Genomic DNA, 22,810 nt, shown 5'->3' on the forward strand with positions numbered 1-22,810 from the left:
ATGAAGATCTCGACGATGCTCACCTACGGCACCGCCCCGCGCGAGGCCGCTGACCACATCGCTCGACTTGAGGCCGCCGGGCTCGACACCGTCTGGGTCGCCGAAGGGTACGGCTACGACTCGCCGACCCTGATGGGCTACCTGGCCGCCCGCACCTCAAGCGTGGAGATCGGGGCAGCCATCCTCAACGTCTACTCCCGCACCCCGACCATGCTCGCATCGACCGCGGCCGGCCTCGACAGCGTGTCCGGCGGTCGCGCCATCATCGGCCTCGGCGCCTCCAACCCGAAGATCATCGAGGGGTGGCACGGCATGCCCTTCGTACAGTCGACCGGCCGTTCCAAGGAGACCGTCGAGATCATCCGCGCGGCGCTGCGGCGCGAGGCGGTCGACTACAGCGGCCGCTCCTTCGAGATCCCGCTCCCCGCCGGTCAGGGCACCGGTGTTGGCGAGCCGCTGAAGATCATGACCAGGCCGCTACGCCCCTCGGTTCCGCTCTACCTCGCCGCGCTGGGACCGAAATCAGTCGAAGGCGCGGCGGAGTACGCCGACGGCTGGCTGCCTTTCCTGTATTCCCCCGAGGGCGCCGCCGGGGTATGGGGCGACGCGCTTGCCGCGGGAACCGCGAAGCGCTCCGAGAACCTCGCGCCCCTGGAGGTCGTCGCCGGTGGCATCGTCGCTGTCGGCGAGGACGTGAAGGAGATACTCGACCTCGCGCGGCCGGTACTCGCGCTCTACATCGGAGGCATGGGTGCCCGCGGCAAGAACTTCTTCAACGACCTCGTCCGACGCTACGGCTACGAAGCCGAGGCCAAGGAGATCCAGGACCTCTACCTCGACGGCAAGAAGAAGGAAGCCGAGGCCAAGGTCCCATTCCAACTCCTTGAACAGATCAACCTCGTCGGCCCAGCCTCTTACGTCCGGGAGCGGATCGAAGCGTTCCGCGAGTCCGGCGTCACCAATCTCCAGGTGACCCCGACCGGCGACGACCCCGCCGGGCTCGTGCGCCAACTCAAGGAGTGGGTGGCCTGACTTCCGCTTCTGCCCGGGCAACACCCCTTGCAGCGCTTGACGGCCAAGGGCCCCGAGGCGGTGGCCTCCCGGCCTCGGGATCGCTAAAGCGACTCGCCCCGTCCAGTCCCGCCGAAGTCGAGCAAGCGGTCAAGGCCCTGGCCCCAGAGACGGACCCCCATCGCGTCTGCGACCGACCGGCAGATGCCCGTACCTGCTGCCCGCCATTCCGCCCCGTTCGAGGTCGATCCGCGGTCCCCGCACTGCGCTGGGTACTGACGTTGTTGCTGTGGTGTCGTCAAGGACGGGACGGGACGGGGCCGGCCGGGTTCTGCGAGGCATCTGCGATCACGGTCGTGGATCACGAGGGCTCGTCGGCACTGCCGCGATCCTGAACGGCTCCCCGAGATGAGCGAATCGATTATCACAGCCATGGGCAAATGGGGCAGTGTCGGCTTCAGGGCGAGCCTGTCGTGGGTTGTTGGCCGCGGAGAGTCCGACGCGTAGAGGCAGTCCGTCGGCGTAGGGCAGGACATGCATCCTGGAACCCGACTTAGACCGTCCTAGGACGCCTTCACGCGAGTCACCAGTCCCCGTGTCCTCGCGGGCGAACGCGGATGATCGTCTTTCCCCTGCGTCGTTCGGTCGGATTGAGGGCGGCGACGGCATCGTCGAGGGTCGAGACGTTGTCGATGTTCGTCCGCAGCCGTCCGTCCCGCACCCGCTGCACGATCTCACCCAGTTCGGCACGATCGGCCTCGACAACAAAGTCCACGGCCAGGCCAGCAGCGGGCCGTGCCTCGACCGGGCCGACGATGGATACCAGCGTTCCTCCAGCCTTGATCAGGGCAGCGGACCGCTTTTGAACGTCGCCACCGATGACATCGAAGACCAGATCGACGCAGCCGACATCTTCCAGCGCGTTGTTCTCGAGGTCGACGAACTCATGCGCGCCGAATTCGAGTGCCTTCTCACGGTCGGCGGCGCGTCCGGTGCCAATGACATAGGCGCCGGCCTCGCGTGCGAGCTGGGTCACCATCGTCCCAACTGCCCCGGCCGCGCCATGGGCAAGGACAGTCTGGCCCGCCTGAAGGCGGCCGTGCTGGAATAGCCCCTGCCACGCGGTCAGACCTGAGATTGGTAGGGACGCGCCTACCGTGAAGTCGACGTCGCCGGGCAGCGGTGCGAGTTTGCGTGCTTCGATCGCCACGTACTCCGCCAGGGTGCCGTCACGGTGCCAGTCGGCAAGACCGAACACCCGCTGCCCGACCGACAGCCCCGTCGTGCCATAGCCGAGGGCGGTGACCACCCCGGCCAGCTCGTGGCCGGGGATCGACGGTGTCTTGTCACGGCCGGCGCGATCGGTCCAGGTCGATGGCCACTCCATCTCAGTCGGGACGAATCCCGACGCATGAATCTGAACGACAACATCGTTTATCGCTGCCTGCGGCTCGGGTCGCTCCACCAGAGTCATCCCGGCCGTTCCCGCAGCCTGGTCCTTCACCACGATCGCTTTCATGTGAATCGCCTCCTCGGTCATTTGTCTCTTTGGCGTAATTCTTGTAGGGACGGAAAGTCCGTTCGGCATCACTTCGGCGGGGCTGACAGGACGCGGCCAGCGTTGGCCGGGCTGCTATTCGCTCGTCGTCATAGCTTCGACCTTAGGAGCGGAGTAGCCCAGGAGTGTGGTCCATTTCGGTGGTAGATTCATGGGCCACTTTGGGGTTCGGTCTGCATGTCGAGCCGACCGGGCCAGGTCCGCGCAAAGCGCTGGCGGAGGTCCTACAGGAAGTCGACGTCGCCCGCCCAGTCCGGGTCGACGTCCGGTTCGTCGTCCAGCGTCTGGGCTTCGAAACCTGCCAGGTCGAGTTCCTGCGCGGTCAGTGGCACATCATCCGCGACGCCCGCCGACGCTCACCCCCGCGGCCGTTACACCTATGCCGCACGCAAGGGTGACTGCGGCAACGTCCTCGCCGCCATCAACTTCCTGAACTGGCTCGGCACCCAGCACCTGAGTCTCTCCCAGCTCCAGCAGCGGCATCTGGACACCTGGGCGATCGAGCGGCCAACCCTGCGCTCCCGTTCCATCCCCTTCCTCCGCTGGAGCACTGCACGACGCCTCTGCCCGCCGGATCTGGTCATCGGGGCTCTCCTTTGTGGATACCCCCGGCTTCAGCCGGGGGAGGAAACGAAGCTCCTGCGAAGCAGGGCAGGGAAAGCCGGTTCGCCGTCCGGGCGGACCGGCGTGCGTCGTCCACCGGCCGAGAACTGTCGATCACACGGGAGCTGATAGAACGTGAGGTATGGCGCGGCAGGTCAAGCGGGCGTTCAAGTACCGCTTTTACCCCACAGGCGAGCAGGCGGCGGAGTTGTCGCGCACGTTCGGCTGCGTGCGTCTCGTCTACAACAAGGCGCTGGAGGAACGCACCCGGGCCTGGTACGGCGAACAGCGCCGCATCTCCTACGTGCAGTCCTCGGCCGCACTCACGCAGTGGAAGAAGACCGGGGAGCTCGCCTTCCTGACCGAGGTGTCCTCGGTCCCGCTCCAGCAGGCGCTGCGCCATCTGCAGACGGCGTTTGGGAACTTCTTCGCCCAGCGTGCGAAGTACCCGCGTTTCAAGTCCCGCAAGAAATCCCGTGCGTCGGCCGAGTACACGCGCAGTGCCTTTACGTGGCGTGAGGGACGGCTGACGTTGGCGAAGATGGCCGCCCCCCTGGACATCCGCTGGTCGCGTCCACTGCCCCAGGGCCAGGAGCCGACCACGGCGACCGTGTCGCGTGACGCGGCGGGACGCTGGTTCGTGTCGCTGCTGTGCGAGGACTGCATTACCCCGGCTCCGGCCACGAAGAACGCGGTTGGCATCGACGCCGGGATCACCTCCCTGGTGACGCTGTCCACCGGCGAGAAGGTCGCCAACCCCCGGCACGAGCGGCGTGACCGTGCTCGTCTGGTCCGTGCGCAGCGGGAGTTGTCGCGGAAGGCGAAGGGCTCGGCGAACCGGGAGAAGGCCCGCGAGCGGGTTGCCCGCGTGCATGCGCGGATCGCTGACCGGCGCCGCGACCACCTGCACAAGCTGTCGACTCGGCTCGTCCGTGAGAACCAAACGGTCGTGATCGAGGACCTCACCGTCCGCAACCTGCTGAAGAACGGCGGGCTCGCGCGGGCGATCTCGGATGTGTCGTGGAGGCAGCTGAGGTCGATGCTGGAGTACAAGTGCGCTTGGTATGGGCGTGAACTCGTCGTGATCGACCGCTTCTTCCCCAGCAGCAAGCTGTGCGGGAACTGCGGCACGGTCCGCGAGAAGCTGCCGCTGAATGTCCGCGCGTGGACGTGCGACACCTGTGGTGTCGTGCATGACCGCGACATCAACGCGGCCCGCACCATCAAGGCGGCCGGGCTGGCCGTCTCGGCCTGTGGAGCCGGTGTAAGACCTCACGGGAGCACTCCTGGCGGGCAGCCGGCGTTGAAGCAGGAACCCCTACAGCGCGAGCCGTAGGAACCCCCCTCCTTCAGGACTTTGTTGGCGGATCCGGTGACTGCTCTTGGTGATCTTGTTTGGTCGGGCAGTCTGGTGGGGTTCGGTTCCATCGCGCGGGGAGGCAAGGAGGGGCTGCGATGTCGCTGCGCCCTGTGCCTGCTCCGTCCGTCCCGGAGGCCACCGCGCGGGTGGCGCGGGCAGCGTTCCGCAAGGGCTGTCTGGCCATGCGGATCCGGGATGAACTCGGGCCGTTGTTCGAGGACGCGCAGTTCGCTTCGGCGTTTCCGCGTCGGGGTGGTCCGGCGTGGTCGCCGGGACAGCTGGCGATGGTCAGTGTGCTGCAGTTCGCTGAGGGGCTGACGGACCGGCAGGCCGCGGACGCGGTTCGCGGGCGGATCGACGTCAAGTACGCGCTGGGGCTGGAGCTGGATGATCCCGGGTTCGACTTCTCGGTGCTCAGCGAGTTCCGGGACCGGCTGATCGCGCACGGCCTGGAGAAGCTGGTCCTTGACCGGGTGCTGGAACGGGTCGATGAGTTGGGTCTGCTGAGGGCGGGAGGCCGCCAGCGCACCGACTCCACGCACGTGCTGGCCCAGGTGCGGACGCTGAACCGGATGGAGTTCGTGGGCGAGACCCTGCGCGCTGCTTTGGAGACGCTGGCCGCCGCAGCGCCTGCCTGGCTGCGGCAGACCGTCGCGCCGGAGTGGTTCGAACGCTACGGCAAGCGCATCGACTCCTTCCGCTTCCCCAAGGGAGCCGACGCCCGCCAGCGATGGGCACTGACCGTGGGACGGGACGGATTTACGCTGCTTCAGGCCCTCTACGCGCCTGGCACAGCGGCCTGGCTGCGTCACGTCGAGGCGGTGCAGGTCCTGCGGACCGCGTGGGTGCAGCAGTACCACCGTGACGAGAAGGGGGTGCGCTGGCGGGAGGGCAAGGACCTCCCGCCGGGCAGGCTGAGGCTGTCCAGCCCCTACGACATCGACACCCGCTACAGCGTCAAGCGCGGCGCGGGCTGGGACGGCTACAAGGTTCACTTCACCGAGACGTGCGAGCCAGGCGCCCCGCATCTGATCACGAACGTGGTCACCACCGACGCCACTGTTCCCGACGTGGAGATCACGGCGCCCGTCCACGACGCGCTGGCCGCACGCCGCCTGCTGGCCGCCGTCCATCTGGTCGACTCCGGATATACCTCCGCTGCGCTGCTGGTGGCCGCCGCCGGGCAGAACATCGAGCTGATGGGACCGGTCCGCGGCGATACCGCGGCCCAGGGTCGGGCCGGGGACGGCCTGGGGCAGGACGCCTTCACCGTCGACTGGCCGGCCCGCACCGGCACCTGTCCCCGCGGGCAGCGCAGTATCAGCTGGTCCGCTCAGCGCAAGCCCACCGGCACCGAGATCATCCGGGTCCACTTCGCCAGGACCGACTGCGACGCCTGCCCGGTACGCGCGGCGTGCACCCGTGCCAAGAGCAAGTGGGGCCGCAGCCTGACCTTGCTCACCCAGCCCCAGCAGCAAGCTCTCGACCAACGCCGACGCGAGCAGAAGACCGACGAGTGGCAGGCCGCCTACGGCACCCGCGCCGGAGTCGAGGGCACCATCTCCCAGGCCGTCAGGGTGACACGGACACGCACCACCCCCTACCACGGGCTGCGCAAGACCCACCTCGGGCACGCCCTGATCGCCGCCGGACTCAACCTCCACCGCCTCGACGCCTGGTGGACCGGCACCCCCATCGGCACCACCCATATCAGCCGATTCGCCCGCCTCGGCCTCGAACTGGTCGCCTGAGCAAGCGGATCCGCCAACAAAGTCCTTCAGGAGGGGGAGGAAGTCAACGAGCGCTCAGTCGCCCAACTCCCGGGCCACTTCCAGACCGAGGAGGAGCCCCGAAAAGAGTTGCTGCGCTGCCTGTACGACACTGTGTTGCCCCTGGAGGTCTGCGTCGCGGCTGCTCTCGTCCGCCTCTACGCCCTCCCCCTGACCCGCATCGTCGAACTCACCGACGACCACATTCGCCGCGACCAGGGGCATACCTAGCTGACGGTCAACCACCACCCCTTCGTGCTCCCGCCGAAGCTCGCCCGCCTCATCGACGATCAGCTGCAGTACAGCCCCCGGCACAGCAACGCGGCCGGGTGGAGATACCTCTTGCCAGGTCACAGCCCTGGACGCCCGCGCAACCTCCTCGGTCTCGCCGACACCTTGAGACACCACGGTCTGCCCGCCCGCGCAGCACGGAACACCGCCATGATGGACGCCCTGGTAGACCTGCCGCCCATGGTCATCGCCGACCTGATCGGAATCCACCCCAAGGCAGCCGAACGCTGGGCCACCCTCGCCGGCGGGAACTGGTCCGAATATTTGGCCGCGCGACGGGCCGCCCCGCAGGGCTAGGCAGTTGAGCAGGGCAGTGTTCCGAGTCTGCGCTATTGGGGGATGGTGACCAGGATGCGGCCGTGGCCACCGCCGGCGTCGACGTGGTCGTGGGCCTTGGCGATGTCGTCCAGCGCGTAGCGGTCGCCGGCGGCGACTGTGAGGGCGCCGACGGCGGCGGCGGAGGTGAGGTCGCGGGCGGCCTGGCGCTTGGCCTCGGCGGGGAAGTCGTCGCTGCCGAGCAGCCGTAGGGTGACGTTGTTGAACAGCAGAGGCCAGAAGGGGATCTCAGTGCGTTCCGCGCGGGTGGCGTAGGCGGCGATGACGGCCCCCTGGGCGGCGACGGCGTTGTCGAGATCGGCGTTGTCGGACAGCGCGACCTCGATGATCCGGTCGACGCCCCGCGGCGCGTACGAGCGGATGGCAGCGGCGGGCTCGCCAGTGTCCAGGGCGATGGCGTGGGCGACGGCCGGGTCGACGCGGTCGAGGTCCGCGGTTCGGCGGACGGTGGCGATCACGGTGGCGCCGGCCCAGTGGGCGAGCTGGGCGGCCAGGGAGCCGACGCCGCCGAGAACTCCGTGGACCAGGACCAGTTGGCCGTCGACCGGGCCGTCGGCGAAGACGGTGCGGTGGGCGGTGATGCCGGGGATGCCGAGGCTCGCGCCCAGCTCGTCACTGAGGTGATCGGGCAGGGGTGCGGCCTGGTGGTCGGGTACGACGGTGTACTGGGCGGCGGTGCCGAAGGGGCGGTAGGACTGGGCGCCGTATACCCAGACCCGTTGTCCGACGCGGTGGACGTCGACTTGGGCGCCCACGGCGTCGATGACTCCGGCGCTGTCGCTGTGCGGGATCACCCGCGGGAAGGGCATGGACGAGCCGAGCCAGCCGCGCCGTTTCTTGGTGTCGCCGGGGTTGACGCCCGAGACGGTGACGCGGACGCGGACCTCGCCGGGGCCGGGGACGGGATCAGGGAGTTCACCGACGTGCAGGACATCGGCGGCGGGTCCCTGGTCGTCGTACCAGGATGCAAGCATGGGGGTACCTCCGTGGACAGTCAGCTCGCGGGAGCGGCGGGCGCATGCGGATCGCTGTCGGTGCATCCGGTGTCGAATACGGGCGGTTCCTCCCCGAGGGTCTCGCGCAGCCAGGTCCGTTCGGCGCGGCTGGTGGCGCGGGCGGTGAGCAGCATGCCCCGCCGGTAGGGGTCGGCGACCTCCTCGGCACGCAGGGGCCGCTCGTTGTCGTAGAAGAAGCTCGCCGGTTCTTCCAGGAACTCCAGCCGTCTGCGCAGCACCGCGTGCCGTTCGGCCACGTCGGGCAGGTGGGAGAGGAATGCCAGGACGACGTAGAAGCGGGTGAAGTCGGTGATCTCGTGGTCGGCGGGCTTGCGCAGGCGCTGAAGCATTTCGGCCCGCCCGGCCGCGGTCAGGCTGAGCACGTACCGGGCCGCCCCCGCGGCCGGGTCGGCGCGCCGCTCGATCAAGCCCGCCCTGGTCAGGCGATTGATCGCCGGATACAGGCTGCCGTCGCTGACCGGCCGTGTATAGCCGGTCAGCTGTGAGATGCGGCGGCGCAGCTCGTGTCCAGGCAGTGGTCCCTCGGCGAGGAAGCCGAGTATCGCGAGTTCCAGCATGAGTCCATCTTCGCACGCGGACATCGAATCGATGTAAACATCGATTCGATGTTACGCTCGCAGGTACCCGCCCAAACGTCTCCGGAAGAGGCACAGCACGATGCCATCGCAGTCCACCGAGTCAGTGATGAACCGTTTCGTCGAGTTCATCAACACGGGCAACGAGGATCTCGCCCGCGAGGTCATTTCTGCGGACGCGGTGTTCCACGCGCCAAGCCACCCGGAACCACTGCGGGGGCCCGATGGGTACTTGGAAGTCATCGGGATGATGCGCAGCGCCTTCCCCGACGTCCGATGGACGCTGGAGGAGACGGTCACCGAAGGCGACACCGTGGCCGCGCGGTTCACCATGCGGGGAACCCACGACGGTGAATTCTTCGGGATCCCGGCGAGCGGCAACAAGATCTCGGTGCAGGCCATGAACTTCTACTACCTGGCCGACGGCCGGATCGTCGGCGAACGGGGCCAGCCCGATCTCCTCGGGGTGATGCAGCAGATCGGTGCCCTACCGGCGCCGTGAACCTCGTAGCGCCGGGTGAGCCTTCTGCCGCGCGGGATTGCCGCTGCCGGGAGGGGGCCGTATGGCGCGGTGGCAGAGGGCGAAGGCCCGCACCGGAGCGCGGGCGCTGGCGCGGGTTCACCGCAAGAGGCCGGTCTTCTTCTTGCTCCGGCGTCTTCGCGCAGACAGCGCCCGTTCGGCGAGAGCTTTACACCTTGTCACCGCTGACGTGACCGAGCCGGGTAGGGAACTGCTCGCTCTACGGCGAATACTGCAACCCTCGAATACCGACGGTCCACCAGTGAGCCTGGAGCTCCTGAGAGAGAACCGGCAGCTTCCACACTTCCGCACGTGGCGTTCGGCGGTCGCGGGCCGGATGGGAGCCGACACGCGCCCCCTGACGTCCCTGGTTCCGATGCGGGGTGCCGGGCTTGATCTGCTGGCCCTGATGGGCGATGTGCCTTCTGTGGACCACGCCGTGGACAACCTGCTGCACGCCCCGGTGTCCCGGCTGCGACGCGAGTTCGAAGGTCTCCACTTCCACCCCGGACACCTGCCATGGGTCAAACGGGTGTCCGAGGGCGACCGTGGTGCGCGAGGTCGACGCGATGGCCCGGTTCGCGCCGGCCGAGCACGAGTTCGCCGTCACCACGGTCGCCCGGCGCAAGGTCTTCGGCCTCGCCACCGCAGGCGTCCGTCTCGCTTGATCTCTTGTGCGTCAGTCCGGCAGCCAGTGCAGCTCGTGCGCCAGGGTTTTGGCGACGGCACGGATGCGGCGGTGTAGTGGCGACTGCTCGCGTGGCAGGACCAGGTGGATCGTCAGGCTGGGCGCGCCTCGCAGTGGTCGCCAGGTGAGACCGGCCGGTTGTGACGTGACCGCGGCTTCTCCGGCCGGGGCGAGGGTGACCCCGTCGCGCAGGTCGCGCTGAGACATGTCGAAAGAGACTGCGGGCGTGTGGAATCGGGGGTGTGGTCGGGTGTCTCGGAACAGTGCGGACAGCTGATCGTGGATCACGGGGTTGGCCGCACGGTCGGGGAGTCGCAGCGGATACGCGGCGGCGTCGGCGATCTCGATCTCCGGGTGTTCGGCCAGCGGATGGTGCTGCGCCAACTGGACCCCGACGCGCTGACGCCGCAGCAGGAACCGGCGCACGCCACGGCCCGGCTGTTCACCGCGGGTGATCCCGGCGTCGATGCGGCCGTCGGCGACCGCGGGGGAGATCTCCGGTGTCGCCATCGGGACCGCGCCGACCTCGAGTGCGCTGGTGCCGCGAATCAGCCTGTCCACCAGGGCCGGTGCCGTCTCGGCCCCGGTGCTGAGGCTGTATCCGATGCGCAGCGTGCCCAGTTCACCGGCCGCCGCGCTCCGGGCGGTGTCCCATGCCCGGTCCAGCGCCGCCAGCGCGGGCGGCGCGGACTCCACCAAAGCCGCGCCGGCCGTGGTCAATACGACGCTACGCGTGTTGCGGACCAGCAGGGCCGTACCGAGTTCCGCCTCCAATCGGCGCATCCGGGCGCTGAGTGCGGGCTGTGCGATACCGATCCGTGCGGCCGCGCGGGTGAAGTTCAACTCCTGCGCCAGCACCAGGAAGTACCGCAGGCTCACCGTGTCCGGCGCCAACGTGCCCTCCCTGCCGATTGATAACGATCCGTTCTGAGTCTATCCCGTACCGGTCTTTCCCTCGACCGCACATCAAGCCCTAACCTGCGCATATGACGATTCCACTGACCGCAGTACTGGACATCGCACTCACGCACACCGCCGATTTCGAGTCCGCCCTCACGGCTCTCGCGAAGGCCGCGGCCACCGAGCCCGGTGTGCTCGACTATGGATTCTGGAGCGACCCGACCCACCCGGGCCCTCCCCGATGTCGTAGCCTTCGTCGGCGACCTCCCGCTGTGGCTGGCCACCGACTCCCACGCGGTCCTCGAAACCACCTCCGTCCTCACCCAGATCCCGATGCTCCGCACCTGGCGAGGCCGGCGGCAGTTCTTAACAGGAGCTCCCAGGTCACCCGGAGCGTTACGGTCTCGTCTCTGGACGGAGGTCGTCATGCATAAGTTGGTGGTCCTGTATTCCAAGCCCGCCGACCCTGACCACTTCCGCGATTACTACGTGACCAACCACCTTCCACTGGTCATGAATTGGCCCGGCCTGCTTGCGTGGCGCTACAGCTTCGACGTGGCGGCGACCAAGGGAGAAGCGCCGTATTTCGCGGTCTTCGAAGGCGACTTCGCTGACGCCGCCGTCATGGCCGCGGCGCGGGCGTCGCCGCACGGCCAGCGGGTGGCCGCCGATGTCGCCAACTACGCCACCGGCGGCGCGGTCATCATCCACTATCCCGTGCAGGACGGCACCGGCTGAGGCAGGCCGGTACGCTCCGGGACGCGTTCGGTCGGCCGTTGCGGCCAGGTCCGGCTATCGGCGGACGCCGTTCGCGGTTGCCGGTTCGTTGAGCGTCAAAGGTGGACCGATGTCCTGGCCGGATGTCACGGTGGTTGATGCGTGCGTGCGGCGCGACGGCCGGGGCGGTAGCCCCACGTCCGTCACCGACGACGACCCGGCGGCGACGGACGCGGACCGGCGTGAGGTCGCTGCTGCGGCCGGCACCTCGCACGCGGCGTTCCTCGGCCCGGGGCGGACGCCGGACGGTGGCTGGCCGGTCCGGTTCTTCACCGCCACCGCCGAACTGTCCGGCTGCGGCCACGGCACCGTTGCCGCGCAGGCCGTCCGGTTGACCCGCACCGCGCTGGGCGAGCTGAACGACCGCCAACACACCGGCGGGCGCACGTTCGACACCGTCGCGATCCGCCACCCCGCCGGCATCGAGGTGTGGTTCGACCAGGGCCTCGTCGCGCTGCGTCACCCGGCACCGGACGAGCGCGCCGCGATCGTCGCCGCGCTCGGGCTCACCGCGGACGACCCGCATCCGACCGACGCGCCACGGATCGCCGCGCCCGGCGCACCACGCATGCTGGTACCGGTCCGCGACCGGTCGGCGCTGCTCCGAGTCCACCCACACCTCGGCAGGCTGACAGCGGCGTGCCGGCGGTACGGGCTCCTCGGCTGTTTCGTGTACGTACCGCCGCTGGGCGACCGACCGGGTGCGGCGCGGATGTTCGCGCCCGCGATCGGTGTCGACGAGGACGTCGCCAACGCCAACAGCACCGGCTGCCTGGCCGCCCACCTGCTCGACACGACAGGGGCGCAGACGGTCGCGATCGAGGTGGAGCAGGGCGACACCCTCGGTCGACCGGCCAGCGTGCTCGCTTCGGCCCGACGCGGGCCGGCGGGCATCACGACCCGGGTCGGCGGGTTTGCGGTGGTCCGCGACGGACACTGAGGCGACGACTGGACCGTCCTCTTCTGCGATCCGCGCATGGGGCTGGGGCTGTCCGCTGCGCTCAAGCGTTGGCACCCGGTGGCGGGCGTCAGCGGGACGCGGTGTCGAGGGCGCGGCTGAGTGGTCCGGGAGATGACCGAGGCGATGCTGATGGAACTGGACACACGGAACTGCTGGACGCTCGCAAGGCCCTCGACCACCGCGGGCCGCACCTGCTCTCCCTCGCCGCCGTCGACCATGATCTGGCCCGGGATCGGATCGCGGCCTGGACATCCGATGAACTCGCCGATCCCGACGCGGTGTTGATCGTGGACGAGACCGGGGACGAGAAGTCCTCCACGGACTGCGTCGGCGCGGCCCGCCAATACTCCGGAGCGTTGGGCGGTATCGGTCTGCGCCAGGTCACCGTCCGCCTCACCTACACCAGCCGGCACGGCCACGCCCCGATCGACCGGGCCCTGTACCTCGGCGCCGAGTGGGCCGCCGACGAGGAACGACGCCTGCGGCCGATCGCCTGGATGTCGCACCAGTAGGGGCTGGTTCCGTTCTCGTAGCGGAGAGAGATCGTGCCCGAGATGTCGGGGCCCAACAGGATCCAGGCGACCGCGATGGTGACCCTTGGGCCGGATCCGCCCGGGCGAGGTCGTGACCGGACCCTTCTGTGGGGAGCCAGGGGCCGACGCCGCCGACCTGGACCGGGAAGCCTTCGGCGTGGTCGGACCGGCGGACGGTGTCACGGAGCTTGTGGAGGTCGCGGACGGGGACGCCGAGGACGGCTTGCGCTGTCAGCGGGGCGAGATTCGTGCCCCTGCTTGCGGAGGCCAGTGTTACCAAGCGGCTAGGGGCCCCGAGTCGGAGCACCTTCACCTCTCATGTGTCGCTGCGGCAGCAGCCTGGCAGGTGCGTCACCCGTGCCCAACCTTCGGGTGACGCACATCGGTTCACCAAGGGTCTCCAGGGATTCAGCCCCCGTGCCGCTGCGGGCACCTATCGGCTGGGAGGCGCCCGCCTACGAAGACTGCCGGCATGCCATGGGGGCTCGCCCGTCAGCCGACCGGCTTGAACGTCCACATCAGGTTGGTGCTCTGCCTCCACGACCACTGCTTGGCCACGGACCCTGCGGGGACCACGCCGCCGCCGTCGAGGACCAGTCCCGTGCCGCGGTTGGCGATCGAGTACTGGCCGTTGCCGCGGTCGGTGATCTGCCACTGCTGGTTGGTGCCGCTGTTCCAGGTACCCTGCCGGGCCGGGTCGCCGTTGCTGGTGGCGCCCCACCCGTCGGCGGCCAGGCCGTTGGTGCGATTGACGAGCCTGTAGTAACCGTTCCCGAGTTCGATCGCCTGCCACTGGACATTGGCGTTGTCCACCGGCTCCCACTGCTTCAGGTTCGAGCCGCTGCTGAAACTGCCGCCGCTGTCCAGCACCAGGCCGCTCGTGGCGTTGCCGAGACGGAAGTACGTGACCGGGTTGAACGTCACCTTCAGCGAGGCGATGGCGTCGTTGTTACCGGTCGTCCGGAGGTCGGCGGCGTTCGAGGTGAACGTCCAGCCGGTGCCGGTGAAGTTGTCGCCGGAGTAGCCCGTCACCTGGTAGCCGTTGGGCACCAGGATGGAGGAGGCCTGGGCGGGCCCCAGACCGGCGGCGGACAGCTGGGCGGAGGTGTAGCTGCCCAGCGGCAGAGCGGCGCGGGTGCCTTGGTAGCCGACGTTCTGGAACACCGTCGGGGAGACCCTCGTGGGCATGCCCTGGACCTCGACGCACACCACGGAGAGGTCGGCGTTCGGCGCGGTGGCTGGCACGCTGACGTTGATCTGGTCGGTGACGGTGTACGAGAGCGAGACCGAAGGGTTGTTCAGCAGATAGACGCGGCTGATCGTGTTGTCGATCATCGGGATCTGCAGCTGGCCGTTCGTGGGCCAGGTGAGGACATGGGCGAAGAGCTTGCCGCTCTTCTTGGTGACCACCCCCCATGCGGGGTCGCTGAGGAACGGGCTGCCGCTGGTGCCGTGAACGCTGTCGCTGTACGTCGCCATCCATGAGGCCAGGCCGTTCAGGACGGTCTGGGAACCGGCAGTGACGGAGCCATCGCCCTTGGGGCCGATGTTCAGCAGGAGGTTGCCGTCCCGGGACACCACCGTGACGAGCTCCTGGAGGACGTCCTTGACGGATCTGTAAGTGTTCTCCTTCGACGCGTTGTAGCCCCAGGCGTCGTTCACGGAGGCGCACCGCTCCCACTGTCGGCCCATCGGCTCGGCGGGCACCCCGAACTCCGCGACGTCGTAGTCGGCGAGACGGTGACCGCGCTTGACCCGCTCGTTGACGATGAGGCCGGGCTTACGGGAGATCAGCCAGCTGTAGAGGTCGGCGCCGTCCGCTTCCAGCCACCAGTCCTGCAGGGTGGCGCTGGGCGGCTCGTTGAACCAGTCGCCGTCGAACCACAGCAGTGCCGGATCGTAGCGGTCCAGCAGCTCCTGAAGCTGCGCCTTCATGTCGGCGATGTAGCCCGTGCGGGCGGCCTGCGACGACATCGTCGTGAGGCCGTTGTCGTGGCGGTCGGTCTGGGAGGGGTGGTTCCAGTCGAGGATCGAGTAGTACAGGCAGAACTTGATCCCGCGGCTCTCACACTCGGTCTTCAGCTGCATGAGCGGGTCGGCCTGGAAGCCCTTGAAGTCGTGCAGGTTGTACAGCTTGGTGCCGGTGGTGTCGGTGAAGCCGGGAACGTTGGAGTCCCACATCGCGTAGCCCTCGTGGTGCTTGGCGGTGATCACGAGGTACTTCATGCCGGCGTTCTTGGCCAGCTCGGCGATCTGGGCGGCGTTGAACTGGGTCGGGTTGAAGTTCTGGGTGACCTGGGTCTGGTAGTTCGCCTTGGTCCACTGCGAGTTGGTGAACGCCCACTCGCCCTGGCCGAGCTGCGAGTAGGACCCGAAGTGGATGAACATCCCGAACCGGGCCTGGTACCACCAGTCCATCTTCGAGGGGACGGCGTACGCCGCGGCGGTGGAAGGCCACAAAACCTGCGGCAGCCCGAAGGCCGCCACTCCTCCGGCGAGGGCGGCGGCCTTCATCAGGGAGCGTCTGCTCAGGGAGGCAGAGGACATGGTGCGGCTCCATGTGTCGAGGTGGGGGAGGACAGGACGTTAGGCGCGGAAGGTCGGCATGGCGACCCTGCTCCGTGTCACCCTGCTGAAGACATCGGATGGATTTATAGGAGAACCATGATGGCTGCGTCTACAGGTAGGGCAAGATTGGTCCAAGATCGGGGGAAAGGTGCCTTGTTTCCGGAGGGGTTGCGCCCGAAAGGTCACTCACCCGTCGTCGACTGAGATCCCATACATGGGATCTATTGGGGTAGCTCTTCGCGATCAGGACCCAGCACCCGAGCTGAACGTGAGGTTCCCCGGCGTGCGGGAGGAGCTGATCAGCTGGTCAGGACGGGTTGACGGGGTTTCAGAAGCCGTATCCCAACCGATCATGGAACGTGCGGGCCGAACAAGTTTCCCGCCGGAGTGATCTTCGCGTGGTGCGCGCATGAAGGCAGGGCCTCTCGGTAGCTCGGGGATACGACACGCCACCTGCAGCGGGAGGCGCTTCAGGGCCGCAATACCTGGGCCGACGAGCTCGAAGCCCGCCTCGAGGTGTTCCGCTGGCTGCACCGCTACAACACCCGACGCCGCCACTCCAGCCTCGGACAACGCAGCCCCAGCGCCTACGAGACAGCACTCGAAACAACATCAACTACCCTGGCCCCAGCCGCATAGCCCGTGTCCAGATTCCGGGTCAAGGCCCGTGCGCCGTCGCCGTAGACCTCGTACAGAGAGCCGGCGGCTGCGCCGTGGAAGGCGCCGGTGTCGGCGGACAGATCGATGACGAGCCGTTCCGGATCCGCGGCGTGGGCGGTGCCGGCGGAGGGGGCAGTGGGCAGGGTGGCGAGGATGGCCGCCACCGCGGCGCCGGCTCTCGTCGTTCTCATCGGTCTTCGTCGCACTGAGGTCTCCGTGGTTGTGCTGCGGGTTCGGACGCCGAACGACGCGGATCGAACCGGTTCGATGACGGTGGGTCGGGAAGCTAGCACCGCCGAAATCCACCAGCAATAGCTCCGGCACAGGGAGTTGCGGCAGTTCCCCCCGAGTTTCGGAGCTGTTACGAGGTGTGTGGTCAGAGGTGTTGACAGCCGCAGTGGTTGTTCCTACGTTCACTTCACGCGAACCGGTTCGATGACCGGCTGTCGCCCCTCGCACCATCGAACCGGTTCGATCCATCCAAGGAGTGCCCGTGAACATCGGTGAGATCGCCCGGCGGGCCGGTGTCTCGCGGAGCACCGTGTCCTACGCGCTGAGCGGCAAGCGCCCCGTGTCGGAGGACACCCGCCGGAAGATCCAGCACGTCATCGACGAACTGGGCTACCGACCCAACGCCAGCGCGCGCGCCCTGGCCAACGGCCGGACCAACACGATCGGCCTGGTCTTCCCGCCCGCCGGCAACCACTACACCGGCATGCAACTCGACTTCATCGGCAGCGTGGTGGAGGCGGCCGCCGCTCAGGACTACGACGTACTGCTGTCTCCCAGCGGCGTCGACAGCGACCGCTCGTTCCAGCGGATGCTGGGGGAGCGGCGGGTCGACGGCGCGATCCTGATGGAGATCAGACTGGAGGACGACCGGGTCGATCACCTGGCCGCCCTCGACTTTCCGTCCGTCGCCATCGGCCGGAGCGCGCATCCCGAGGGCACCTGGTGGGTCGGTCTGGACCACACCGCGCTGGCGGCGGCGTGCGTCCATCACCTCGCGGACCTCGGTCACCGCCGGGTCGCCTTCGTCAACCGCCCCGAGCAGTTGCTGCGGACGGGATACGAGTCGGCTCACCGTGGGCTCGACGGCTTCACCAAGGCCGCGGCCGAACGCGGGCTCACCGTCCGGACGTACTGCTGCGGGGACGACGCCGCGTCCGGCCAGGCCTGCCTCGAACAGATCCTGCACGACGACCCGGCCACCACCGCTCTGGTCACCCTCAACGAGGCCGCGCTCGGCGGCCTGTACCGCGGACTGACCCAGGCCGGTCGTCATGTGCCGCGCGACTTCTCCGTCACCGGCGTCGTGGCGGGCCGGTGGGCGGAGACGGTGACCCCGCAGCTCACCGCGGCGGATGTGCCGGCGGAGGAGATGGGCCGCCGCGCCGTCGACCTCCTCGTCGAGCGGCTCGACCACCCCGACGCGCCGCCCCGGCACCACCTGCTGACCCCGCCGATCTCGCTCCGCGCCAGTACTGGCCCCGGCCCCGGCCCCGGCCTGCCGTCGTCCATCGAGTCCCGCTGACCTAGCCCCGCCCCACCTGCTCACCACGGATCACGGGCACTGCCGTCCACCTCATCGCCGCCGTGACTGTCCGGCATGCCCGCTTCCCCCTCGTCACCCTCCCTCGGCACACCCGTGCCCGAAAACGAAGGAACGCGCAATGCACAGCTCCGTCAGAGGGCTCCGCCTCACCGCCGCGACCGTGACCGTCCTCGCCGTCGCCGGCACTGCCACCGCCTGTTCCTCCGGTTCGGGCAGTACCGGCAACAAGGCCGCGGACAGCGGCACCTACACGATCTGGGACCCGTACCCGCAGTTCGACAAGAGCTCCGCGTGGGCGAAGCTGCTCGACGCCTGCGGCACCAAGGCCGGGGTGAAGATCAAGCGAACCGCGTTCGACACCAGCGACCTGTCGAACAAGGCGCTGCTCGCCGCCCAGCAGGACAACTCCGCCGACGTCCTCATCGTCGACAACCCGGTGGTGTCGACCCTGGCCGAGGCCGGCGTCCTCACCACGACCGAGGACAACAAGCTGGACACCTCGAAGGTGGACGCCAACCTCCTCGCGGCCGGACAGTCGGACGGCAAGACGTACGGCACGCCGATCGGCGCCAACACCCTCGGCCTCTACTACAACAAGACGGTGCTGAAGCAGGCCGGGGTGGACATAGCCACGGTCAAGGACTGGAAGTCGCTCACCGCGGCGCTCGCGAAGGTCAAGAAGGCCGGCAAGAAGGGCATCACGTTCTCCGCGATCGGCACGGAGGAGGGCACCTTCCAGTTCCTGCCCTGGTACTGGGGATCGGGCGCCCAGTTGACCGCGCTCGACTCCGACCAGGCCGTCACCGCGCTGACGTTGTGGAAGGACTGGCTGAAGAACGGCTACGCCCCCAACTCCGTCCTCAACAACACACAGACCACCAGCTGGCAGGAGTTCGCGAGCGGCGACTACGCGTTCAGCGAGAACGGCACCTGGCAGCTCGCCAACGCCGCGAAGGCCGGCTTCGACTACGGGGTCATCCCCGTCCCCGCCGCCGACGGCGCCAGCGCGTCCGCCCCGACCGGCGGCGAGTTCGTCACCATCCCTGTCCAGGGCAAGACCGACCGCTACGCCACCTCGCAGAAGATCGTGACCTGCCTGACCAGCACCGACAACCTCCTCAACACCGACACCACGCTGTCCTACGTGGCGCCCACCTCCGAGGTGCAGGGCAAGCAGGTCGCGGCGAACGCCGAGTTGAAGCCCTGGGTCGACGCGGTCAAGGCGGCCAAGGGGCGCACCAGCGACGACCTGGGCACCAAGTACCCGAAGATCTCCGAGCAGTTGTGGAAGGCGGTCCAGTCCGCACTCAGTGGTGCGCAGTCGCCCAAGGACGCGCTGGCCGCGGCGCAGTCCGCCGTCAAGTAGCCGGGAACCAGGGCCTGTTGATGAGCCATACGACGAAAGTGTCGCACCGGCGGCCGGTCCGCCTGGCGAGTGGTGCGGCTCCCACCGCACCGCCCCGGGCCCGGCGCCGCCCCACCTCCCAGCAGTGGGCCGCCTGGGCATTCCTCACACCGGTGACCCTCTACCTCGTCCTCTTCTACGCCTATCCCCTCTACCGCAACATCGATCTGAGCCTGCGCAACTACACCGTCCGGTCCTTCGTCCAGGGCGACGCACCGTTCACGGGCCTGGCGAACTACCGCAATGTTCTCCACGACCCGACCTTCGCCCCGGCCCTGCTGCACACCGTGGTCTTCACCTCCGTATGCCTGGTCTTCCAATACGCCATCGGCCTGGCCCTCGCGGTCTTCTTCAACCAGCGCTTCCGGCTCTCCGCGACCCTGCGGGCCCTCTTCCTCGTGCCCTGGCTGCTGCCGTTGATCGTCTCCGCGTCCACCTGGTCGTGGATGCTCAACAGCGACTCCGGAGTCGTCAATTCAGCTCTGCACGCCGTCGGCATCGGGCCGGTGAACTGGCTGACCGCACCGGGCTGGTCGCTGGCCTCGGTGATCATCGCGAACATCTGGATCGGCGTCCCGTTCAATCTGGTTGTCCTCCACAGCGGTCTGCAGTCCATCCCCGCGAGCCTCTACGAAGCAGCCGCCCTCGACGGGGCGAACGCCTGGCAGCGGTTCAGGCGCATCACCTTCCCACTGCTGCGCCCGGTGTCCGCGATCACCCTGCTACTGGGCCTCGTCTACACGCTCAAGGTCTTCGACATCATCTGGATCATGACCAAGGGCGGCCCGGCCGACTCGTCCACCACCTTCGCCACCTGGTCCTACCAACTCGGCTTCGGCAACATGCTGCCCGCCTTCGGTCCGGGAGCGGCCGTCGGAAACCTGCTCGTAGTCGCCGCCTTGGTGTTCGGACTGGTCTACATCAGGGTCCAGCGGAAGCAGGGGTTGTCATGACGAGTACGCGAACCGCCAGGGGCAGGCACGGCCGCCGTACGTGGTGGCAGACCGCCATCGGCGTGCTGTTCACCGCGGTGATGCTCTTCCCCGTCTACTGGATGCTCAACGTCTCCTTCACCCGCGACCAGGACATGCGCAAGAGCCCGCCGGACCTGATCCCCGTGCATGGCACCCTGGAGGGCTACCGAGCCGTCCTGGACCAGCAGTTGCCCTACCTCGGCACCAGCCTCGTCATCGGCCTGGGCACCGTGGTCCTCACCGTCGCACTCGCGGCGCCCGCGGGCTACGCACTCGCCAAACTGCGCCCGCGCGGCGGCGGCGTCCTCAGCTTCCTCTTCCTGGTCGCCCAGATGATCCCCGGCATCATCATGGCGATGGGCTTCTACGCCATCTACCTCAACCTCGGCCTGCTCCAGTCGGTGCCCGGCCTGATCGTCGCGGACTCCACACTGGCCGTGCCGTTCGCCGTACTGATCTTCACCGCGTTCATGTCCGGCATCCCCGGCGAACTCCTCCAGGCCGCGAAGACGGACGGCGCGGGGCCGGTGCGCACCTTCCGGTCCATCGTGCTGCCCATGAGCCGCAACGCCGTCGTCACGGTGTCGCTGTTCGCGTTCCTGTGGTCCTGGTCCGACTTCGTCTTCGCCAGCACCCTCGCCAACGGCGGCGCCCACGAGCCGATCACCCTCGGCATCTACCACTACATCGGCAACAACAACCAGGAGTGGAACGCCATCATGGCCACCGCCGTCGTGGCCTCACTGCCCGCCGCGGTGATCCTGGTCCTCGCCCAGCGCTACGTCGCCGCCGGCGTGACCGCCGGCGCCGTCAAGGACTGACCCCTCCGCACCTCGTCAGGGTTCCGGCTGCTCGCCGGCCTGTCGCTCCGGCCTGCCCAAAAGCCGATCACCCACCTCACGCGCCGATCGCCCCTGCTCCAGAAACGAGTCACGCTGCATGACCGCCGCCCCGTCCGGCCCGGCCTTCTCCGTCCACGACATCCCGTTCAGTACACGCGGGTCTTGGTTCGGCATCTCACCCGTGGTGGCGGAGAAGACGTACGCCGAAGACCTGCATCTCGTCTCGCACCAGAACGGCATGCACGCCGTGCTGCGTCTGGTCCCGCTCGACCCGGCCACCGGCGACCGCACCGCCACCGATCCGCACGCGACACCGAGCCTGCTCAGCTGGACCGGGAGCGAAGGCCGCATCGACCTCACCTACGAATCGCCGGACACCGTACGTCTGCGTGGTGCCGGACTCAGCCTGCACATCGGCGCGGCGGCAACCGTACTGACCCCGTTCAGCGGCACCTACTTCTACCGCGAACCCGGCGCGGACGCCTATGTGTTCACCTCGTACGAGACCGGCCGGCGCTACCGCGTCACCGTGCTGTCGGGGACCGTGACCGAGGCCTTGGGCACGCAGAGCCTGGGCAGTGCCGCCCGAGGTGTGACGATCGACGCCGAAGCCGGTGCGGCCTGGGAGCTCGCAGTCGAGGAGTACCAGACCGCGCGCCGCCCCTACGCGTCCTCGGCACCCTTCGACCAGATCGTGGACACCGCGCGCGCCGCCTTCGACGTCTTCGCCGACTCCGTCGCGCCCTGGCGCACGTCCAAGACGCCCGCTGCCGAACTCGCCGCCTACGTGCTGTGGTCGGCGAGCGTGCGACCGCTGGGCTTCGTCACCCGGCCCGCGGTGCTGATGTCGAAGCACTGGATGGACAAGGTGTGGAGCTGGGACCACTGCTTCAACTCCCTTGCCCTGGCTGCCGGAAGCCCCACGTTCGCCCTGGACCAGTTCTCCCTGCCCTTCGACCACCAGGACGAGACCGGCGCGCTGCCCGACTCGGTGACCCACTCGGAGATCCTCTACAACTTCGTCAAGCCGCCCATCCACGGCTGGGCCCTGCGCCATCTACGCCAACGGCTCCGCGATCCGCTCAGCCAGGCCGAGTTGACCCAGGTGTACGACCGGCTGGTGCGATGGACCGACTTCTGGCTCACCATGCGGCGCGCGCCCGGGTCCGCCCTTCCGCACTACCAGCATGGCAACGACAGCGGCTGGGACAACGCCACCACCTTCGACTCCGGGCGTGTGATCGTCAGCGCCGACCTGTCCGCCTTCCTTGTCCTCCAGCTGCGCGAACTCGCCGACCTGGCAGATGAGTTGGGGCTGACGGACGACACGCACAAGTGGACACGAACGGCCGACGTGACGCAGGCGGCGCTGCTCGACGAGCTGTGGACCGGCGACCGGTTCGTGGCCCGCTCGGCGGACGGCGGGGCCACCTGGACGAGCCACAGCCTGCTCGACCTGATGCCCATCGTGCTCGGCGAGCATCTGCCCGAGAGCATCAGCGACGCGCTGGCCGACCGCATCGAGGCCCACCTCACCCAGTACGGTCTCGCAACCGAACGTCCCACCTCGCCGCACTACTTGGACGACGGCTACTGGCGCGGCCCGATCTGGGCCCCGTCCACCGTCCTGATCGAGGACGGTCTGCGCCGTGCCGGCCACGGCCGCCTCGCGGACGAGATCAGTTCCCGCTTCCGGGCCCTGTGCGAGACCTCGGGTTTCGCCGAGAACTTCGACGCCCTCACCGGCGCAGGCCTGCGCGACCGCGCCTACACCTGGACGGCCAGCAGCTACCTCCTCCTCGCCGAAGCCCACGAGTTCCGACGCGCCGAGGCCGCCGAGGCCGTCGGCGGCTGACAGACCACCTGGGCGGGCCGCGCCCAGGCAGCACCCCCCTCAATCAGGAGCCG

Annotated in this window: 20 protein-coding genes and 1 pseudogene; 15 read left to right on the top strand and 6 right to left on the bottom strand. The window is 68.5% G+C overall.

Annotation, left to right across the window (positions count from 1 at the left end):
* Positions 1 to 1,032 (top strand): LLM class F420-dependent oxidoreductase, encoded by a 1,032-nt coding sequence (locus M2283_RS45115; RefSeq protein ID WP_280882415.1) that lies wholly within the window; start codon positions 1 to 3, stop codon positions 1,030 to 1,032.
* A 562-nt stretch (positions 1,033 to 1,594) separates the two neighbouring features.
* Here M2283_RS45115 and M2283_RS45120 read toward each other — a convergent pair.
* Positions 1,595 to 2,530, bottom strand: coding sequence for an NADP-dependent oxidoreductase (locus M2283_RS45120; protein ID WP_280882463.1), 936 nt, complete (start codon positions 2,528 to 2,530; stop codon positions 1,595 to 1,597).
* 784 nt (positions 2,531 to 3,314) lie between these two features.
* On the opposite strand from M2283_RS45120, the gene M2283_RS45125 reads away from it, so the two are divergent.
* The 4 genes from M2283_RS45125 to M2283_RS45140 all read left to right on the top strand — a co-directional run bounded on the left by M2283_RS45125 (position 3,315) and on the right by M2283_RS45140 (position 6,889).
* Positions 3,315 to 4,508, top strand: a complete 1,194-nt coding sequence (locus M2283_RS45125) for an RNA-guided endonuclease InsQ/TnpB family protein (RefSeq protein ID WP_280882416.1) — start codon at positions 3,315 to 3,317, stop codon at positions 4,506 to 4,508.
* A 119-nt stretch (positions 4,509 to 4,627) separates the two neighbouring features.
* Positions 4,628 to 6,283, top strand: a complete 1,656-nt coding sequence (locus tag M2283_RS45130; RefSeq protein ID WP_280882417.1) for an IS1182 family transposase — start codon at positions 4,628 to 4,630, stop codon at positions 6,281 to 6,283.
* A gap of 108 nt (positions 6,284 to 6,391) precedes the next feature.
* Positions 6,392 to 6,532 carry a hypothetical protein gene (locus M2283_RS45135; RefSeq protein ID WP_280882418.1) on the top strand — a complete coding sequence of 47 codons (141 nt, stop codon included), beginning with the start codon at positions 6,392 to 6,394 and terminating at the stop codon, positions 6,530 to 6,532.
* 24 nt (positions 6,533 to 6,556) lie between these two features.
* Positions 6,557 to 6,889 (top strand): hypothetical protein, encoded by a 333-nt coding sequence (locus M2283_RS45140; protein ID WP_280882419.1) that lies wholly within the window; start codon positions 6,557 to 6,559, stop codon positions 6,887 to 6,889.
* Between the two features lie 32 nt (positions 6,890 to 6,921).
* Here M2283_RS45140 and M2283_RS45145 read toward each other — a convergent pair whose 3' ends face one another.
* Together M2283_RS45145 and M2283_RS45150 are read right to left on the bottom strand one after the other, a co-directional pair.
* Positions 6,922 to 7,902: an NADPH:quinone reductase gene (locus M2283_RS45145; RefSeq protein ID WP_280882420.1), complete on the bottom strand. Its 981-nt coding sequence runs from the start codon at positions 7,900 to 7,902 to the stop codon at positions 6,922 to 6,924.
* Positions 7,903 to 7,922: 20 nt separating this feature from the next.
* The gene (locus tag M2283_RS45150) at positions 7,923 to 8,501 is read right to left on the bottom strand and encodes a PadR family transcriptional regulator (protein WP_280882421.1); all 579 of its coding nucleotides are present in this window, start codon (positions 8,499 to 8,501) and stop codon (positions 7,923 to 7,925) included.
* A 127-nt stretch (positions 8,502 to 8,628) separates the two neighbouring features.
* Here M2283_RS45150 and M2283_RS45155 point away from each other — a divergent pair, with 127 nt between their 5' ends.
* Positions 8,629 to 9,021 (top strand): ester cyclase, encoded by a 393-nt coding sequence (locus M2283_RS45155; RefSeq protein WP_280882422.1) that lies wholly within the window; start codon positions 8,629 to 8,631, stop codon positions 9,019 to 9,021.
* Between the two features lie 697 nt (positions 9,022 to 9,718).
* On the opposite strand, the gene M2283_RS45160 is transcribed toward M2283_RS45155, so the two are convergent.
* A complete protein-coding gene (locus M2283_RS45160; protein ID WP_280882423.1) occupies positions 9,719 to 10,621 on the bottom strand; it encodes a LysR family transcriptional regulator in 903 nt (300 codons plus the stop codon).
* A gap of 432 nt (positions 10,622 to 11,053) precedes the next feature.
* Between M2283_RS45160 and M2283_RS45165 the strand changes: the two genes are divergently transcribed.
* From M2283_RS45165 to M2283_RS45175, 3 genes and pseudogenes are all read left to right on the top strand, one after another.
* The gene (locus M2283_RS45165) at positions 11,054 to 11,365 is read left to right on the top strand and encodes an EthD family reductase (RefSeq protein WP_280882424.1); all 312 of its coding nucleotides are present in this window, start codon (positions 11,054 to 11,056) and stop codon (positions 11,363 to 11,365) included.
* 109 nt (positions 11,366 to 11,474) lie between these two features.
* Positions 11,475 to 12,344: a PhzF family phenazine biosynthesis protein gene (locus tag M2283_RS45170; protein WP_280882425.1), complete on the top strand. Its 870-nt coding sequence runs from the start codon at positions 11,475 to 11,477 to the stop codon at positions 12,342 to 12,344.
* Positions 12,345 to 12,473: 129 nt separating this feature from the next.
* Positions 12,474 to 12,844: pseudogene (locus tag M2283_RS45175) on the top strand (transposase); the annotation flags it as partial.
* A gap of 546 nt (positions 12,845 to 13,390) precedes the next feature.
* Here the strand turns inward: M2283_RS45175 and M2283_RS45180 are convergent.
* Positions 13,391 to 15,445: an alpha-L-fucosidase gene (locus M2283_RS45180; RefSeq protein ID WP_280882427.1), complete on the bottom strand. Its 2,055-nt coding sequence runs from the start codon at positions 15,443 to 15,445 to the stop codon at positions 13,391 to 13,393.
* 474 nt (positions 15,446 to 15,919) lie between these two features.
* Between M2283_RS45180 and M2283_RS45185 the strand changes: the two genes are divergently transcribed.
* Entirely contained in the window at positions 15,920 to 16,105 is a 186-nt protein-coding gene (locus tag M2283_RS45185) for an integrase core domain-containing protein (protein WP_432423226.1), read from the top strand.
* Here the strand turns inward: M2283_RS45185 and M2283_RS45190 are convergent.
* Entirely contained in the window at positions 16,054 to 16,317 is a 264-nt protein-coding gene (locus M2283_RS45190) for a hypothetical protein (RefSeq protein WP_280882428.1), read from the bottom strand. The genes M2283_RS45185 and M2283_RS45190 overlap by 52 nt on opposite strands.
* Positions 16,318 to 16,619: 302 nt before the next feature.
* Here M2283_RS45190 and M2283_RS45195 point away from each other — a divergent pair, with 302 nt between their 5' ends.
* The 5 genes from M2283_RS45195 to M2283_RS45215 all read left to right on the top strand — a co-directional run bounded on the left by M2283_RS45195 (position 16,620) and on the right by M2283_RS45215 (position 22,757).
* The gene (locus M2283_RS45195) at positions 16,620 to 17,660 is read left to right on the top strand and encodes a LacI family DNA-binding transcriptional regulator (RefSeq protein WP_280882429.1); all 1,041 of its coding nucleotides are present in this window, start codon (positions 16,620 to 16,622) and stop codon (positions 17,658 to 17,660) included.
* Between the two features lie 139 nt (positions 17,661 to 17,799).
* Complete coding sequence (locus tag M2283_RS45200; protein ID WP_280882430.1) at positions 17,800 to 19,047, top strand: sugar ABC transporter substrate-binding protein; 1,248 nt, start codon at positions 17,800 to 17,802, stop codon at positions 19,045 to 19,047.
* 20 nt (positions 19,048 to 19,067) lie between these two features.
* On the top strand, positions 19,068 to 20,039 hold the full coding sequence (locus M2283_RS45205; RefSeq protein ID WP_280882431.1) for a carbohydrate ABC transporter permease: 972 nt from the start codon (positions 19,068 to 19,070) through the stop codon (positions 20,037 to 20,039).
* Complete coding sequence (locus M2283_RS45210) at positions 20,036 to 20,881, top strand: carbohydrate ABC transporter permease (RefSeq protein ID WP_280882433.1); 846 nt, start codon at positions 20,036 to 20,038, stop codon at positions 20,879 to 20,881. The genes M2283_RS45205 and M2283_RS45210 overlap by 4 nt, the downstream gene beginning before the upstream one ends.
* Positions 20,882 to 20,999: 118 nt before the next feature.
* Positions 21,000 to 22,757, top strand: a complete 1,758-nt coding sequence (locus tag M2283_RS45215; RefSeq protein ID WP_280882434.1) for an amylo-alpha-1,6-glucosidase — start codon at positions 21,000 to 21,002, stop codon at positions 22,755 to 22,757.
* Positions 22,758 to 22,810 lie beyond the last annotated feature (53 nt).

Source organism: Streptomyces pseudovenezuelae (genome assembly GCF_029892565.1).
Taxonomy (GTDB): Bacteria; Actinomycetota; Actinomycetes; order Streptomycetales; family Streptomycetaceae; genus Streptomyces; species Streptomyces pseudovenezuelae_A.